Genomic DNA, 16770 nt, shown 5'->3' on the forward strand with positions numbered 1-16770 from the left:
GATGACGGTATGCCGGGGTGTCCGCGGTGCGACGACGGTCGACAGCGATGATCGAGATGAAATCCTAAAGGCGACGACGCAGTTGTTGGCGCTGATGATACGCCGCAACGAGATCGAATCGAGCGATGTGGCAAGCGCTATCTTTACGGTCACCAAAGACCTGCAAAGTGAGTTCCCTGCTTTGGCTGCCCGCCAACTGGGCTGGTTGGAAGTGCCGCTCTTGTGCGGCTATGAGGTAAGCGTTGACGGGTCGCTGCCACGCTGCATCCGGATCCTACTGCACTGGAACACGGATCGTTCACAATCGGACATTCATCATGTGTATGTTCGCGAAGCGGTGAAGCTACGACCGGATTTAAATCAGGTTCCAAGCGTGGATTTAGAGGATCTTGAACAATGGATCCAACTACACATGCGAGACGAAGCTTGAAACTCAACTGGATCGCATCGACAACCTTGAGTCTGATTCGCATGGTCGAATCGTCGACACGAGTGACCGATGATTCCAGCGGACGTGTTTCTTCGCCGCGTGGATCCGGCGCAGGATCTCCGTTGAAGAGCGATGCGTCGGTGAAAGTCTTCTTGACCGAAGCGGATCGCATTCTCGAGCGATTGGTGTCCGCCTCGCTAGAGCCAGCGGCGTTTTGGAGTCATCTCGTCGACGATGTTGTCTCACGTAGTGGTGATGAACCGCTGACGCCGCAAATTTGTGAAGTCGCGTTACTGCGAGCGGGGCATTCACAATTGCAGTCTGAACAAACCGCAGCGGCTGTCTTCCGATCGTTAGATACTTGCCGGATCACCTTGGCGAGCGACTTGCCGCGGATGGCTGAGCAACTGCGTTTGCGATATGCCCCGTTGAAACAGGCGTTCGAGGCGTATGGTCCCGGCATGCTTCGTTCCATTGGCAATCAAATTTGGAACGGTTCACCGCCTAAGGGTTGGTGGCCCAGCAAAGTCACCGTTCACGCCGTCCAACCTTTGCAATCCGGGGCGGCCGGGCACAGCCCGCATCAATCGTCGGTTTGGATCGAAGCCGTTTTAACGGACATGTCGCCAAAGGTCCCGGAATGGCTGCGGTTGGTTTACCAGTTGTCGGAACTTGCGATCGACACTCACACTCGTACGCACGCCAGCAACAGCGGAATCGATACCGCGGGCAAGTCGAGTTCAACGGAACTGCCGTGGTCGTTGGGGATTGTTCCTTTAGTGCTTGACCAGGCGACCGATCGCGGACTGCTTACCAACGGACAGATGCCAATTTTCGAAGCGATGGGATTGTGGCGATCGTCTGAAACATTTGAAGGTTTGGTGGGACCTGGGATCGACGATGCCTCCCTTGCTCAACTAATTCAAGAGTGGTGGCTGGAAGTCGGAATGCATACGAAGGCGTTCCCGATTGCTTTGAAAGAACTTGCCGGCCGCCTCGAACGCCCTAATTCGGCGTCCAACCAGGGAGACGTTTAATGGTCGCTTACCTTGCCGTCCAAACGGGTCAAGAAAAGGGTACACAGTATCCGCTGGATCCCGATCGCCCGATGCACATCGGACGCGCAACCGGATGTGAGATTATGCTCTCGGATCCAAATAGCAGTCGTTTTCACGCGGTTGTGTATTACGAGGCTGAAGCATGGCACCTGCGTGACACCGACAGTCGCAACGGCACGCTGGTCAATGGTCAGAAAGCCGATCATGCAAGACTGGTCGATCAAACACAGATTTTGATTGGTAAGACGACCTTGCAATTGATCGTGCCGCAAGACGATGCCAATGCTGGTGACCCGCTATCCCAGACCCTCTACGAGGATCTCGATCACTGGAAGGCGCGGGAGTCCGATATTGTCAAAGAAGCTGGCGAATTGATCGAGCATCCGAATCATCTGCTCGATCTGTATCAGCTCAGTTTGTCGCTGCTGCACGGACAGAAACCAGACGATGTGATCGACACCACGCTGCAATTGTTATGTCAGCGAACCGATTCGGACCGGATTGCTTTGGTGGTTGACGGAGGCGATGGTCGCTGGAAGGTACGGCGGCAGTTCCCCAAAGAGAAAAACGCTTTCAAGCTAGATCGCAATCGCCTGAAGCGGGTGTTGAAGAGTGGCAGCATCTTTGCAAGCGACTATCACGACAAAACGCAGCATGTCGATAGCGAGCCTTATTGTTTGATGGTGCCTATCACTGACGAGGAAACATCGTTGGGGGTGCTCATTCTCTATCGCGATGACCAGGTTTATTCGGATCCATTGATTGAGCTGGTTGCCGGAGCGGCCGGTTTGCTGGCGAGCGGATTGACCCAATCAACGTTGACTGAAAACCTTAAGTTTGAAAATCAACGCATTGCGAATCGGAACGCTGACCAAGGCGAATTGATCGGCGATAGCAAGGTGATGGTCAAACTGAAGGAACGAATTCAACGTGTTGGTAAGGCTAGCGGGTCGGTGCTGATTCGTGGCGAGAGTGGTGCTGGGAAAGAGCTAGTGGCTCGCGCGGTTCATCGCGCCAGCAACCGCAACGACCGACCGATGTTAACGGTGAACTGCGCCGCGATTCCAAAAGACTTGCTCGAAAGTCAATTGTTTGGACACAAACGCGGTTCGTTTACCGGAGCCGATTCCGATCATGTCGGCCTCTTTGAACAAGCTGACCAAGGGACGCTTTTTCTAGACGAGATCGGTGAGATGACGTTGGAAGGGCAAGCTAAGTTGCTGCGTATCTTGGAAGGGCATCCGTTCTTGCCGGTCGGTGCCAGTAAGCAGGTCAATGTCGACGTTCGTGTCATCGCGGCTACTAATCGCGACTTGACTGAATTCGTTCGCGATGGTCGGTTCCGCGAGGATCTCTATTATCGGCTCAGTGTGTTTGAGTTGCCGGTTCCTCCGCTTCGCGACCGCGGCGAAGACATCGATCATCTGATCAGCCACTTTCTTGCCCACTTCTTGCTTCAGCACGGTCGGCCTCAGTTGTCGTTGTCCGAGGCCGCTCGTCATCGCATGGCGACTTATCCTTGGCCCGGTAATGTTCGCCAATTACGCAACGTGATTGACAGCGCTGTGGTGATGGCTGATGAACCGGAAATTGTGGAAGACGATCTTGGATTGCGTGACGCAGGGTTATCCCAAATCGATACTTTGCGAATTGATATCTGGGAGAAACGACTGATCGAAAAAGCACTTTCACGATGCAGTGGAAGTGTTCCCGAAGCTGCAAAGTTGTTGGGGATCAGCCGCGCGACGGCGTACCGGAAAATTGGTGAATACGAAATAGAGCGGACGTGATCCCACCGGAAACCGAACGACCGATCGCGATCCTTTCAGCGTGCGGGACACGCGGCGACGTCAATCCTATGACGGCGATTGCTTCGGAATTGGTTCGGTTGGGTTACGAGTGCCACGTCAGCGTAGCGGAGCCCTATGCCGACGTTGTCGCGGCGGCGGGGGCGAATCCCAACGTGGTTGTTGATCGCGAATCATTCGATCAGGTCGTCTCGGACCCCAACTTTTGGCGTCCACTGGCCGGTGGGCGAAAAGTGCTGGCTGAGGTCGCGAAGAAATTCTTTGAGCCGCATCTTGAATTCATTCGGCAAAAGTACGTACCGGAGCGAACGGTCCTGGTTTCGCACCCACTCGATTTCGCATCGCGAGTGTTTCGTGAGTTCGAGCCGCGATGCCCACTTTCGAGTGTGCATTTAGCGCCGGCGATGCTGCGTCATCCGATGACCCCACCAAGGCTTTTGCCCGATCATGGCTGGACCCGATACGTCTTGCCCGAAGGATGGCCGCGGCTGAATCGCTTGACCTATTTCTTGGGCGATAGCTTGTTCTTAGATCGTGTCCTTGGTCCGGCGATTAATCCTGTTCGTGCGGAACTATCCGGCCTTCCTAAGCAAAGGCGAATCTTCAATCAATGGTGTCACTCGCCTGACCAAGTCTTGGCGATGTACCCGAGTTGGTTCGCCACCGAGCTCGCGCAGCGCTATGCCGATGGGCGATTTCACTTCGTTGGCTTCCCGAGCAACGACGGAATTGATGAAAAGACATCTCACGAAACGCTGCCAACCGATCGTCCGCTACTAGTCACGACGGGGTCGGCCCATCATGGTGACGATAAGTTTCTAAGCCAGGTTATTGGACTTTGCGAACGGGAAAAGATTCCGGTCGTGTGGTGCTGCCCATCGAATCCGATATCGGTGAGCGATTCTGCACTTGTACGCACGGTCGGCTACATTCCACTGGGCCAATGGTTGCCGCATTGTCGAGCCATCATCCATCATGGCGGGATTGGCACGACTAGCCGCGCCATCCAGGCCGGTGTGCCGCAAATGATCCGACCACTCGCGTTTGATCAATTCGATAATGCCCAGCGAGTCGAGCGACAGGGGCTGGGCGTCTGGCTGCGCCGTGATCGTGACTTGGACGCCTCGATGCTGACCACACTATGCGCACTGGGTGGCCGGAATGCAGTGCACGAAACGGATCCGGATGACGCCGCTGCGATGGCCGCCAAACATATCGATGTTTTGCGAAAATCGCGGAGCTGAAGATGACTGAGCGTGGCGTTCAGTTCGTTCGTCGTGTGACTGTCCAAGGTTCGGATTGTGTGAAACAAAGTATAGAAACGCTGTTTCACAGCGATTGAAGGCGATTTCCGCTTGTGTTGACCGGCTCGGAAATGTTAGCGACAAGGATTGTCATGGGGGATTTACCAAGGCAGTCGGTTGACTTTCACGTCGACCTCGAAAAAGTGCTGGTCGGTCATGTGCGTTAAGCATAGGACGGACCACCACTGAATCGCGACGACGGAGCAAACGATGCGAACGAAAAAACAAGGACGAAAAACCAGGGCGGCTCACAAGCCGAACGCGCTGGGGCTGTATCAAGCCTTGCTGTTCGGAATTGCGTTCTATCTGGTCAGCCTATTTAGTTCCAGCACGATCAACGGGCAGCAGCTGCCCAACGCGTCGTCACCGCTACCGTTTCGACCGATCGGTAGTGCGAGCAACGTGGACCGTTACAAGAGTCCGGACGCGCCGAATTTCGTTGCTCAACAGCAACCAAACGCTGGCTCGCTGGCTGATCGACAGACGTCCGTTGCATTGCAGCGAGCGGGCGACACGACCAATCCGTTTCGTACGGCGGGACACACATTCAATGAAACCGGCTACCGCAACGCCGAGCTTCAGCAGGTCGCCATGCAGGGTGGATTTACGTTGCCGCCGCAAGGTGGTGTTGCCGGTCAGGCATCGCCTCAGACACCAGGCAATTTTTCGCCACCAAGCACCTTTTCGCCTCCACCTTTGAACACTCCTCCGGGACTTTCGCAGGCTCCGCTTCAACCCGCACCGGCTCCTTCGTTTTCGCCACAGCCTCAAACGGTGTCTCCGTTACCGGCGACACCCAACGTGGGCCCCAACGACGTGCTGGGACAATCCACGACAACGCCACGCAGCTTGCCGAACTATCAACCTGGGCCGAATTACCAAGGTGGATTGGTTGATGATTATCAACCTGTTCCCCCGCCTGAAATTGCCAACGGTGGTTTCGCCACGATGGGTGATTGTCGGCTAATTACACCACCTAGCTCGTATTCCGCGATGAGCCCGTATGGTAGTTCCGGTTGTGGATCGAATGTCGCACCAGCGGGATACGACAGTCCTTATGCACCGCCACCAGCTCAGATCGCGGCCCCGGCCGTGATGCCTCCCGCCGCACTCGTGCCAACCACTTTGCCACCGGCGGTCTACACGCCGCAATCCGGAGCCGCCCCAGTCGGCAGTTTGGTGACGTTCGGCCAACAAAATTACCCCGTCCAGGTTGGACAAGGTTTGTGGGGACAGCCCGTGGCCTACGTTCCCGGGCAGTCGATCCGTAATTGGTTGCGGTATTTCTCGTTCTAACGTCGTTGCAATCGACAGTCTTGGATCGACCCGACACCAAGACCGAAATCGTCGTCACTTGAGTCTTTTCAACTGACCTCTCCAAAGCTCAAGTTCCGATGAAATCGAAACCGTCCCTCCCCCCGTCTATCCCGAAGGATCATCTCATGCGCACCGCTAGTCACTTCGGGGTTGCGTTTGTCGCGCTTTGCGTTGTTGTTTCATCTGGTTGTCGTGGGCGAAGTTTCTTGCCACCGGCTGGAACAATGAATCAACAACAGGCCAATGCAATTGTCCACGATCCATTTCCTTTAGATGACATCGCTCCAACTGATCTAGGTGCCCGGCCACCCAGCTACCAGCAGCCCGTTCCCGAACCAGTTCGCAACCGAATCATCCCCGACGCGATGCCTTGGTTGGGACGTTAGGCAGATCAATTCACTTTGATTGAGCGGCTTCAATTAGTGGCTTGATCGTATTGGAAAAGGCATAAGCCCGTCCAAGCAGTTCAAGCCGCACGACAAGGTAATCTTGCCTAGACACCAGACTGATTCGGTAGCAAACCGTTGCCTCGAAATCAGCTTCCGGACTTGCGTGGCATGACCCGGTGAAAGTGAAGGTACACTTCACGGTCAACGACTCGGCGAACGCCTTCGACTAAGCACTTCGGTTCGTTGTCGCTCTCACCTTCCGCGATGATCTTCTCGATCGGCGTGCCCGGGGCCACCGAAAAAGTTCTCTGGTTGATCGTCTGGTTGCCTGCATCCAGTTCGGGAGTGATGAAGTGGCATGTCGCGCCAAAGGTCAACATGCGGGCGTTGTTGGCGTCATGGTATGGCCGGAAACCTGGAAATCCAGGCAGCAATCCGTGGTGTAGATTGAGGATCCGTCCACCAGCGAATTGCCAACACACTTCCGCTGGTAACACCCGCATGTAGCGGGCCAGAATGAGGTAGTCGATTTGAAGTTCATCGAGCGTTTGCACCAACGCGTCGTTGTCCGCTCCACCGGCACCATCACCGATCATGCGATACTCGGCTTCGAACTCATCCGCTAGGGATGCGAGTTTCTTGCGGTTGGATATGACGACGGGAACATCCGCGTTGATAATTCCGTCCTGGACCGCCTGCAGCACCGCTCGCGGTGTGTGTTCGACGAACGTGCAGGCGACCGCGAGTCGTGGCTTACGTTTTTGGGGTGTCGCTATAGGTAGATTGACGTCTGGGCTCCAGGCTCGAATGGACAAGCCTGTGTGGACGCCGATCTGTTGCATTTCGTCCTGAATTTGCGAAAGCGTGATGTCCGCGTTTCCGTTGGATTCGATGTCGAACTGAATCCGCGACATCATCGCAAATAGCGACTTCTCGTCGTGGTCGTACATCTGAATCTCAGAGATCCTGGCCCCCCGACCGGTAAGGTGGTGGATGATCGGATCGGCCAGGCCGGTGTGATCCGGGCCCAATGCAGTGATGACAACTTCCATGATTGGCTGATTCTGAGGGGACTTTTCAGTTAAACTAGGCGGCCGCCACGGATCGAAAGGATCCAAAGGGACCACGTGAGGATGCCCGGAGTGTCTCCGCTGAGTCCGTTGCGTTCAAGACGACACCTTATCTTCAACGAAGCTTCATGAGCACGACAGCGACCCCTGATCTCGCGACACCCGCAAAAATTCGCCGCCGAGCGGATCTGCCTAAGGGCGAAAACCTTTGCGATCATTGCACCGCGAAGTGCTGCCACTATTTTGCCTTGCCAATCGACGAGCCGGTGTCACGCCGGGATTTCGACTTCATTCGGTGGTATCTGTTGCACGATCGAGCGACCGTTTTTGTCGACGAAGAAACCTGGTATCTGCTCGTCCACACCACGTGCAAGCACCTGCAAGACGACTACCGCTGCGGTATCTACGAAACTCGACCGCAAATTTGCCGAGAGTACACGACCAACGAGTGCGAGTTTGATGACGATTGGTGCTACGAACGTTACTTCGAAACTCCCGAACAAATCGACGAGTACGCCGAAGCGATGTATGGGATTCAGTTCAAGCAATCCGGTCGTCGCAAACAAGACTCGATCCGCAGCCGAAAACCAATGGGTTTGCCCGTAGTGTGATTCAGTGCCACTGCCGGTTGGCCTGCGGTCAATAGGTGATTTACTGATCCAATTGAATCACGTGAGCACCCAAGGCGGGATGACTGGCAAAGCAATCGCACTGCAATCCCGTGGCTGCTTCGTATTTTGCCTGCAGAGCCTTGGTGACCTCATCGATCTTATCTTCTTGGACCAAGGTCACGGTGCTGCCACCGAAACCGCCACCGGTCATTCGTGAGCCAATCACGCCATGCTCTCGCCCCAGTTCAGTGGCGATCTCGACTAGAACGTCTAGTTCCCGGCAACTGACTTCAAAGTCATCGCGAAGAGAATCGTGACTGGCGTTCATCAGCGTTCCGACCTCTTCCCAGCTACCGTTTCGAAAGCCTTCGGCGGCTTTGACCGTGCGCTCGATTTCAGTCACTACGTGTCGGGCACGGCGGAACTCGTCATCGGTTAGATCGGACTGCTTGGCGGTAACGTCTTCCAAGCTGACGTCTCGCCAGGACGCGATGCCAATTTTGGAAAGTGCGCTATCACATTGCGCTCGGCGTTCAGCGTATTCGCCACCGGTCAGTTCATGCTTGACGTTGCTATTGGTGACCAGTACCGATACGCCGCTGGAATCAAACGGAACCAGTTCGCAATCTTGGGATTGGCAATCGATCAACATCAATTGATTGGCTTCACCAAACACGCTGCTGTATTGGTCCATGATACCGCATGGCACGCCCGCAAAGACATGTTCGGCGCGTTGGCAAAGCAACGCCTTATCAAGCTTGGTTAGCGAGTCGCCGGTAATTTCCGAAAGTAACGTTGCGGTAGCGACTTCCAATGCCGCGCTACTGGATAGCCCACCGCCATGTGGGACGTTAGAACCGATCACCGCATCGAAAGGAGGTATCGTTGTGCCGCGCTCAACAAACCCCGAGAACACACCTTCGATGTAACGTCCCCAGCCATCCAGACTTGGTTGAGCACCCGCGTTTAATGGGACTTCGATGGTCTCGTCGAGGTCCAAGCTGTAGATCCGCGCAAACGGGCGTGAGGAATCTTCGCAGCCGTTTGCGGCCATCACGACGTATCGTTCGATTGCCATCGGCAATACGAATCCATCGTTGTAATCGATGTGTTCACCGATCAAATTCACACGCCCTGGGGCCGCCGCGATCCCGCATAACATCCCAGCGAATCGAGTCGTCAGTTCCGCGATGACTCTCTGTTGGAGTGCAGAGAAGAGTTTAGAACCGACACTTTCGTCTTCAGCCAAAAACATGAACAAACCTTTGAGTGCCTCATTGAGAACGGAATTCTCATTAAGGCTAGAGGGAAAAATGGCGACTCCAAAACTGGATGTCGCATATGAACTCCCCCCGATTGTCGCACCAGTAAACCTCCAGGCAATGAGAAGCAGCGTTAGACTTTCTGTGTTTTTGCGTCAGGCCGATTTCCGGAGTCCTGTGCCCTCGTTTGGAACTTACTGCGGACCAAAATGCTCCATATGAGAAGATTTTGGCTGGGTCGCTTGGGATTTTTGCTGCTTGAACGTGACGCTGCTTGGGCTTGAAGCCGCTAAGTGTTGCGAGCCGCGTATCGATATTCACCTGGCGTCACGCCCATTTCACGCTTAAAGACGACGTGCAGGTACTCGGGATGTGCGTAGCCACATTTGGAGGCGATCACGTCAATCGCCAGATCACTGCTGGCCAGTAGCGTGCAGGCATGCCGCAGGCGAACCCGCAAAATTTCTTGCTGGGGAGTGCGGCCGATGAAGCTGCGCATCTTGCGTTCGATCGTGCTGCGAGACACGCCGCAATGTTCGACAACTTCCGCGACCGACATGCCTTGGTTGGCGTGACTGCGAATGAAACGAAGTGCGTTAGCCAAGTCTTCATCGTCGACGGCCACCATGTCGCTGGAACGGCGGGTAACAACACCAAGCGGTGATATCATGACTGTTTCGGTCGACGAACGCAGGCTTTGGTCGGCGAGCATTTTGGCAAGCAATTCAGCACTGTGGAAACCAATTGCTTCTGCGTTGGGGACGACGCTGGAAAGCGGAGATTGACAGAAATCGCAAAGCAGTTCGTCGTTGTCCACCCCCGTCACAGCAACCGATTCTGGAACGCTAATGCCGGCTTTATAGCAACAATCGATAAGATGTTTTCCGCACACGTCGTTGCACGCTAAGATGCCGATGGGCTTGGGTAGCTGTTGCAACCACTCGGTCAGTGACACCTCACTGACGTCACGCCCCTTGGCATCCTGATCACACCACTGAACTACATGCGTGTGGACTTCATCGAAGCCGTGCGAGCGAAGGTATTCTTGGTATCCCATGCCTCGACGGTCGGACCAAGCTTCGTTTTCAAAGCCGCAAAATGCAAAATGGGATAGTCCGCGTTCACGAAGATGTTCACCAGCAATCCGCCCGATAGCGGCATCGTCGGAGATCACTTTGGCAAACAGATTGGATTCTTGTCGGTCGCCTAAATCGACGAACGCGATATCCAGTTCCATGATCTCTTTTCGGATCTCGTCGGAGGCGTGCCGGCTGATGATGCCGTCCCCCGCCCAGTCTTGAATCCAGTTGGGGATTCCCGCATTGAGATCGCGTTCTTCAATGACCGCGATCCAGTGTTGAGATTCGTTCTGATGAATAAACCGCTGGATGCCTCGCAGAATTTGTCGGCCATAGCTGGACGACGTTTCGACAAGCAAAGCAACGGAATAATGTTGTTTCATCAGAGAGCCAACCGCAGCATGTTGAGACGATCGATCAGCGATACTGAGGAGCCGTCGCCAGCCGCGCGGACTTGGATTGGCTCGGGCCGGCTTCACGCAACGCGTCCAAGACGGATTGTTGAGAAACCAAGTCACGTAAGATGATTGGGTTTTTAGGCTGGGAACCAGGATAGATTGCCAGTACGGGAATCGAGCGACTTTGCAGCTCTTTGAGCTTGTTCTTGATCTCGTCGTTTTCACGATCCGACCAATCCGCCACCATTGCAACCGCGTCAAGTTCGTCGAGCAAGTCGGCGGTGGGTTCGGTGTTCAAGGCAAACTTCTCGTTGACTTTGCAGTTCACACACCAATCAGCGGTGAAGTCCAAGATCACCGTCTTGCCCTCGCTTTGCAGTTCGGCCAAACGAGCCTCGCTGTAAGGTTGCCACTCAATGATTTCTTCTCCAGGAACCAGTGCGGTAAACGCCCACAATCCGATTGCAGTTGCCGCTCCAACACCGACGGTCCATGCCGCCAGACGTCGTTGGATGGATTGCCAGCTTGGGACTTTCCCGATCACCCAGCAACCAAACCAAACACCAATCAGCGTTACGAAGACAGCAACCTTCGTTTCGTCGCTGAATCCGTAGAAGAAGAATGCAACCGTCCCTAGGAACAGGAACGACAAGAACTCTTTCAGCGTTTCCATCCATGGGCCGGGCTTGGGAAGCCAGCTTACAAGACCCGGACGGAAACCAATGATTAGATACGGCAGCGCCATACCAACACCGACCGTCATCATCACGGCGATCGTCTGTACGGCGGACAAATTGATCGTGGCACCCAAGATGTAACCTAGCATTGGGCCGCTACAGGGTGTTGCCATCAGGGTTGTGAAGACACCCTTGAAGAACGCTCCCGTGTAACCTTCCTTTGCACCCAATTCTTGGGAAGCCTTTCCAGACGCAAAGGATGGAGCGGGGATTTCCCAAACGCCCAAGTAGCTCAGTGCCAAGGCAAACATTAAAATGGTCAGCCCAAGTCGGAACTCGACATACGTGAACTGTTCGCCCCAAGAGAACGACAGTCCTACCGCGAGCCCCGCTAGCAAGGCGAAGACGGCCAGGATCCCTAACGCGTAGACCACGTTCAGGGCCAATACACGACCACGGTTTTCGCCGGCTTGTTGAACGAAGCTCATCACTTTCAAACCAACGACGGGCAACACGCATGGCATGAAGTTCAGAATGATGCCGCCAAGGAAAGCCAAGCCCAATGTAATGGGGAATGATACCGCTTCTTTGGAGTCCACATTGGCAAGCCCGAGAGCTTGAGGATCCTCTTCCGATCCCGCTTGAGCGTATTGATCAACAGCCGAAGGTGCCGCAATGGTATCGACCCAGTCCGTGCTTTTGGCCAGTTCCATGACGGCCTTTGCTTTGGTGGACGTCAATGTGATCGCGACGGGTTTTGCCTGATCAGAGGTGCCGCTGGCGGCAACCGTGATGGGCACCTCGAAAGCAAGTCCCATCGGCATCAAACAGCTTTGGTCGGTGCAAGCTTGGTATGCGATAGAACCGCGGATCGTTTTGGTGCCGGCAGTTGCGTCCGCAGGAACCTCGATTGGCAACGACCAAGTGACGTTCCCTTTGTGATAAATGTTAACCAATCCCGGGAAAGGTTCTTCTTTCACCACATCGGCATCGGTTTCCGGTTCGGCGACGCGGAGTCCTGCCTTGTTCGCGATCGCGAAGTTCGTTGATTTGGCCGCGTCATCAGTGACCGCTGGATAGACATGGTAGGTCGCATCCGGAATCGCCATGAAGTTCAACTTCGTTTGTTGACCTGGCTGCACGGCGGGGTCACTCAGCCATGCTTTCCACTGCACTGAATAATCTTCGTCACGAAACGCGGGTAACTCGCTGACCCATGCATCGACTTCGGCCTGTCGGCTGTCGGCTTGTTGATCGGTGGATCCAATCTTGCTGGCGGCTGGTTCGGTGCCGGCGACCGATGAATCAACGCGTTCGCTGATTGAATTACGTACGGCCATCGCTTCAGCCGGACTCAGTTGACCGCCGTAGCTAGCGGTCAGCGTTTCTTCGATTGGCATGCAAGACCCGCCCGACACGCACGCTAACGCATCGACGCTGATTTCCATCTCACCGATCGATTCAATCTTGGCACCGGGCTTCTTCATCCAAGCCGGTGCAGTGAAAACGACCTCTTCACCGAACTCTTCGATTGTGATCCCACCGAACTCTTTCGAGATGCTTTTGGTGGGTTCGCGATCCGCCTTCCACGGGCCCAACAACTCCACCGAATCCGGCGAAACCAATTTGAGTTTGGTTGGGGATGGACCGCCCTTGGGCTGGGTCAACGAATAGATGTGCCACGGGCTTTCAAGTTTCGTCCGAACCTCGATCACCAACGTGCCTGATTCGGCATCGGCTGTCTTGTAGCTGGCCGTCCAAGTCGCGGGTTCGCCGAACGACATCACATCGGCGGATTCGCCATAACGACCCAGTGACAAGTTTGGGAACAGGTCTTCTGGATTGGACCCCAGTCCGTTGGCTGAACCTTGATAAGGATTGAGCTGAGGACCTTGTGCAACAGCGGGATTGCCGACGCCGAGCACCAATGCTAGCGAACTTACTAAAAGCAGCATCAACGGAAGGATGTTTCGCACAGGAGATCGTTTTAGAAACAAGGGAGCGTTCATCCAAATCAGTTCGCAAAATGAGTCGAATCGATTCCCGTACATCGGAAATACGAAAAGGGAGTCAGTTTAGGAAAAGCGGTCGAGAATCTTAACAGATTCGGCAAAATGACGCGATTAAATGAGTGATACGCTGTCGAATCGTGGAAGGATCCGCGTCGAAGACTCTGTTTTCACACATTAACCAGCTCGCCCAGTTTGCTAGGCCGCCCGCCGCATTGGCCTCAGTGAGGGTGACTGCGAGGTTAAACTCTACACTCGACAATGGGCGAACCCGGCGATATCCCGCCGCCACGGTTTCGAGTGGATCGAGTCCGTCCGGCAGGAAGCTTCCTGCGAGGCGGGCGATGTCCACGGCGACGTTGTCTAAGCCCACGGCGTCGAAATCGATGATTCCTTGGACCTGCCGTGAGTCCGGATCTACCAAGATGTGTTCCCGATGAACGTCCCGTAAAACCCATGTGGACGGTAGGTTTTGTGCATCCTGGGCGTGCTGATTCAGTCTCGTTAGTAGCAGTAGAATTTGCTGCGACCAACTGCGATCGAGGGTTTCAATCGCCGTCCACAATGCCTGTGCTAGCAAACGACAATCATCTTCGTGAAACGACTGATGCGATGTTAAATGACGAGCAATGTCGTCTAGGGTTGGCCGACTTTGAAACAGCGAGGCAAGCGAAATTGATAGCTGACCCAGCCTCTTGATTCGGCGGGAAACACAAACCGGAACAGTCGGATTTCCCTTTTTGACCGGGCGAATTCGGATCGTGTCGGCGGCCTGCGATAATGCCTCGTGAGCTTGACCGATGACCTGACCGGCTGTGGAAATCTGGTCTGTATTTGCATCTTCGGTTAGGGGCACTCCGTCGATCCAACCGGCCAGTTCCCAAAAATGACCTGAGCAGCCTAAGATCGATTGCCCATCGCGACCGATCATCGGAAGTGCTAAAGAAGGGAAAGCTCTCGCAGCTTCTCGAATGAGTGCGTGAATAGTTACCAACCGTTCACGACGAGTCGCCGCGGGCCATGCTTTCAGTGCCCAGCGGTCGCTGCCATGCTGCACACAAAACACCCTACCCCCACTAAGTCCCTGTCCAATCGGGCGTATCGAACGCCCCGGCAAATTTCCGATCGACCAGTTCGCAAGGATCGCATCCAGCGGGATCGAGTCTATTGAGTCGGCGGAAAACATATCGTTTCGAGATCGAGGATTCCTATGTCGAAAAACATTGCCAACGAAATCGCCGGTGAGTTGAACGTTCCCGTCGCCGGGGTCGCCGCCGTCATCGAACTGCTGGAGGCTGGTAATACGATCCCGTTCATCGCCCGATATCGCAAGGAGGCCACTGGCGGACTCGACGAAATCGTGTTGCGGGCGATTGAAGACGCTTTGGAGAAAATCAACGCACTGGCCGCACGCAAAACGACTGTGCTTAAGTCAATCGAGTCGCAAGGCTTGCTGACAGACGACCTGCGTCGGAAAATCGAATCTTGTTCCGACATTCGAACGCTTGAAGCCATCTACTTGCCCTTTAAACCAAAACGGCGATCGCGGGCTACGATTGCCCGTGAACGAGGACTGCAACCGCTCGCAGACATGTTGCTGAAACAGTCGCCGCTGGGGCGGTCCAAGCAAGACACACTCAGTGGCTTTGTTGATCCAGACAAGGAGGTGCCCGATGCCGACGCGGCGCTGCAGGGCGCACTGGACATTATCGCTGAACAATGGAGCGAAGACGTCCCCGTTCGGCAGTGGATGGTTGAAAAGGGTATGCGGTTCGGGCAGATCACGTCCAACGTCAAACGCGGCAAGAAAGAGCAAGCCGATAAGTTCGAGCAATACATCGACCGGCAAGAATCAGCCGGCCGGATTCCAGGTCACCGTTTGTTGGCAATGATGCGAGGAGAATCCGAAGGGGTGCTGAAGGTGGCACTGCAAATGGAAGACGACCGTGCGATTTCGCATCTCAAGTCAACGTTCATCCAGAACCCATCGTTTGAATTTCATCGCGAACTGAGTGCGGCAGCGGAAGATTGTTTTAATCGTTTGTTGCAACCTGCCACCCAGTCCACGGTGCTGCAAATGCTGAAGGAACGTGCCGACGAAGAAGCGATCGAGGTCTTCGGCAAGAACCTGCACGAATTGTTGATGGCCGCTCCCGCTGGCCCGCGAGTGACAATCGGCATTGACCCTGGCTTTCGAACCGGATGCAAAGTCGCCGTGGTTGATGGGACGGGGAAGTTCTTGGCCAATACCACGATCTATCCAACGCCGCCGAAAAGCGACACGACCAACGCCGGCAAAACCTTGCTCGCGTTGATTCAAAAGTATCAGGTTGAATTGATCGCGATAGGCAACGGAACCGCCTCACGCGAAACAGACGCTTTCGTTGCGGACGTGATTCGTGACCATAAACTGGATGTCACCAAAGTAATGGTTAGCGAATCGGGAGCCTCGATTTATTCAGCGAGCGAATTGGCGGGCAAGGAGTTTCCAGACTTGGACATCACCGTTCGCGGGGCGATCAGTATCGCCCGTCGTCTGCAAGATCCCTTGGCTGAATTGGTGAAGACAGATCCCAAGTCGATCGGCGTTGGTCAATATCAGCACGATGTGAATCAAACCGCATTACGCAAACGACTCGACCGAACCGTTGAGTCATGCGTTAACCATGTTGGCGTGGATTTGAACATGGCCAGCACGCCGTTGTTGGCGCGAGTGGCGGGGATTGGGCCCAAGTTAGCCGAGAATATCGTGACCTACCGCGATGAAAACGGGCGTTTCCAAAGTCGGAAAGAACTCACCAAGGTTCCGAAATTGGGCAAGAAGGCTTTTGAACAAGCCGCTGGCTTCTTACGAATTCGCGACGGCAAGGAACCGCTGGATAACTCCGCCGTGCACCCCGAAAGCTATACCGTTGTCGCTCGCATGGCCAGCGAATTGCAAGCGGACGTGAAATCCCTTGTCGGCAATTCCGGACTGAGTTCGAAATTGCAGCCCGAGCGTTTTGTGGATGACCGATTTGGGATCCCTACGATTCGCGACATCATCGCTGAACTTGGGAAACCGGGGCGTGATCCACGCAGTGAATTCAAGGTTGTGCACTTTGACGATTCCGTCAACTGCATCGAAGACCTTAAGCCCGGTTTGGTACTCGAAGGCGTGATCACCAACGTCACCCACTTCGGTGCTTTTGTTGACTTGGGCGTTCATCAAGACGGCCTGATTCACATCTCGCAACTGGCCGACACCTTTGTCCAAGATCCCAACGAAGTCGTGTCTGTTGGCGATGTCGTTAAGGTGAAGGTGTTGGAGATTGACGTGCCCCGAAAACGAATTTCCGTGACACGGAAATTCTGATCG

Annotated in this window: 13 protein-coding genes; 8 read left to right on the forward strand and 5 right to left on the reverse strand. The window is 54.7% G+C overall.

Annotated features, from left to right (window positions below):
- Position 1: 1 nt before the first annotated feature.
- The 6 genes from aroH to ACR3ZL_RS02770 all read left to right on the forward strand — a co-directional run bounded on the left by aroH (position 2) and on the right by ACR3ZL_RS02770 (position 6303).
- Positions 2–430 carry a chorismate mutase gene (aroH, locus tag ACR3ZL_RS02745; protein ID WP_473649412.1) on the forward strand — a complete coding sequence of 143 codons (429 nt, stop codon included), beginning with the start codon at positions 2–4 and terminating at the stop codon, positions 428–430.
- Positions 397–1467 carry a hypothetical protein gene (locus ACR3ZL_RS02750; protein ID WP_473649411.1) on the forward strand — a complete coding sequence of 357 codons (1071 nt, stop codon included), beginning with the start codon at positions 397–399 and terminating at the stop codon, positions 1465–1467. Before aroH ends, ACR3ZL_RS02750 begins: the two co-directional genes overlap by 34 nt.
- A complete protein-coding gene (locus tag ACR3ZL_RS02755; protein ID WP_473649410.1) occupies positions 1467–3278 on the forward strand; it encodes a sigma 54-interacting transcriptional regulator in 1812 nt (603 codons plus the stop codon). The genes ACR3ZL_RS02750 and ACR3ZL_RS02755 overlap by 1 nt, the downstream gene beginning before the upstream one ends.
- Complete coding sequence (locus ACR3ZL_RS02760) at positions 3275–4540, forward strand: glycosyltransferase (RefSeq protein ID WP_473649409.1); 1266 nt, start codon at positions 3275–3277, stop codon at positions 4538–4540. The genes ACR3ZL_RS02755 and ACR3ZL_RS02760 overlap by 4 nt, the downstream gene beginning before the upstream one ends.
- A gap of 270 nt (positions 4541–4810) precedes the next feature.
- Positions 4811–5896, forward strand: coding sequence for a hypothetical protein (locus tag ACR3ZL_RS02765; protein ID WP_473649408.1), 1086 nt, complete (start codon positions 4811–4813; stop codon positions 5894–5896).
- Positions 5897–6141: 245 nt separating this feature from the next.
- Positions 6142–6303, forward strand: coding sequence for a membrane or secreted protein (locus tag ACR3ZL_RS02770; protein ID WP_473649407.1), 162 nt, complete (start codon positions 6142–6144; stop codon positions 6301–6303).
- A 149-nt stretch (positions 6304–6452) separates the two neighbouring features.
- Here the strand turns inward: ACR3ZL_RS02770 and ACR3ZL_RS02775 are convergent, their stop codons facing one another.
- A complete protein-coding gene (locus ACR3ZL_RS02775; RefSeq protein ID WP_473649406.1) occupies positions 6453–7358 on the reverse strand; it encodes a formyltransferase family protein in 906 nt (301 codons plus the stop codon).
- A gap of 146 nt (positions 7359–7504) precedes the next feature.
- Here ACR3ZL_RS02775 and ACR3ZL_RS02780 point away from each other — a divergent pair, with 146 nt between their 5' ends.
- The gene (locus ACR3ZL_RS02780) at positions 7505–7987 is read left to right on the forward strand and encodes a YkgJ family cysteine cluster protein (protein ID WP_473649405.1); all 483 of its coding nucleotides are present in this window, start codon (positions 7505–7507) and stop codon (positions 7985–7987) included.
- Between the two features lie 40 nt (positions 7988–8027).
- Here ACR3ZL_RS02780 and galK read toward each other — a convergent pair whose 3' ends face one another.
- The 4 genes from galK to ACR3ZL_RS02800 all read right to left on the reverse strand — a co-directional run bounded on the left by galK (position 8028) and on the right by ACR3ZL_RS02800 (position 14598).
- A complete protein-coding gene (gene galK, locus ACR3ZL_RS02785) occupies positions 8028–9242 on the reverse strand; it encodes a galactokinase (RefSeq protein WP_473649404.1) in 1215 nt (404 codons plus the stop codon).
- A 296-nt stretch (positions 9243–9538) separates the two neighbouring features.
- Positions 9539–10711 (reverse strand): substrate-binding domain-containing protein, encoded by a 1173-nt coding sequence (locus ACR3ZL_RS02790; RefSeq protein WP_473649403.1) that lies wholly within the window; start codon positions 10709–10711, stop codon positions 9539–9541.
- Positions 10712–10745: 34 nt separating this feature from the next.
- Entirely contained in the window at positions 10746–13412 is a 2667-nt protein-coding gene (locus ACR3ZL_RS02795) for a protein-disulfide reductase DsbD family protein (protein ID WP_473649402.1), read from the reverse strand.
- A gap of 88 nt (positions 13413–13500) precedes the next feature.
- On the reverse strand, positions 13501–14598 hold the full coding sequence (locus ACR3ZL_RS02800) for a phosphotransferase enzyme family protein (protein ID WP_473649401.1): 1098 nt from the start codon (positions 14596–14598) through the stop codon (positions 13501–13503).
- Positions 14599–14622: 24 nt separating this feature from the next.
- On the opposite strand from ACR3ZL_RS02800, the gene ACR3ZL_RS02805 reads away from it, so the two are divergent.
- Entirely contained in the window at positions 14623–16767 is a 2145-nt protein-coding gene (locus ACR3ZL_RS02805) for a Tex family protein (protein ID WP_473649400.1), read from the forward strand.
- Positions 16768–16770: the final 3 nt, after the last annotated feature.

This window comes from Rhodopirellula sp. J20-39 (assembly GCF_057365095.1).

Coding starts and splice junctions, on each gene's coding strand:
- ACR3ZL_RS02750 (WP_473649411.1), top strand. CDS start 397: ATGGATCCAACTACACATGCGAGACGAAGCTTGAAACTCAACTGGATC.
- galK (WP_473649404.1), bottom strand. CDS start 9,242: ATGTTTTTGGCTGAAGACGAAAGTGTCGGTTCTAAACTCTTCTCTGCA.
- ACR3ZL_RS02775 (WP_473649406.1), bottom strand. CDS start 7,358: ATGGAAGTTGTCATCACTGCATTGGGCCCGGATCACACCGGCCTGGCC.
- ACR3ZL_RS02780 (WP_473649405.1), top strand. CDS start 7,505: ATGAGCACGACAGCGACCCCTGATCTCGCGACACCCGCAAAAATTCGC.
- ACR3ZL_RS02765 (WP_473649408.1), top strand. CDS start 4,811: ATGCGAACGAAAAAACAAGGACGAAAAACCAGGGCGGCTCACAAGCCG.
- ACR3ZL_RS02770 (WP_473649407.1), top strand. CDS start 6,142: ATGAATCAACAACAGGCCAATGCAATTGTCCACGATCCATTTCCTTTA.
- ACR3ZL_RS02755 (WP_473649410.1), top strand. CDS start 1,467: ATGGTCGCTTACCTTGCCGTCCAAACGGGTCAAGAAAAGGGTACACAG.
- ACR3ZL_RS02805 (WP_473649400.1), top strand. CDS start 14,623: ATGTCGAAAAACATTGCCAACGAAATCGCCGGTGAGTTGAACGTTCCC.
- ACR3ZL_RS02795 (WP_473649402.1), bottom strand. CDS start 13,412: ATGAACGCTCCCTTGTTTCTAAAACGATCTCCTGTGCGAAACATCCTT.
- ACR3ZL_RS02790 (WP_473649403.1), bottom strand. CDS start 10,711: ATGAAACAACATTATTCCGTTGCTTTGCTTGTCGAAACGTCGTCCAGC.
- ACR3ZL_RS02800 (WP_473649401.1), bottom strand. CDS start 14,598: ATGTTTTCCGCCGACTCAATAGACTCGATCCCGCTGGATGCGATCCTT.
- aroH (WP_473649412.1), top strand. CDS start 2: ATGACGGTATGCCGGGGTGTCCGCGGTGCGACGACGGTCGACAGCGAT.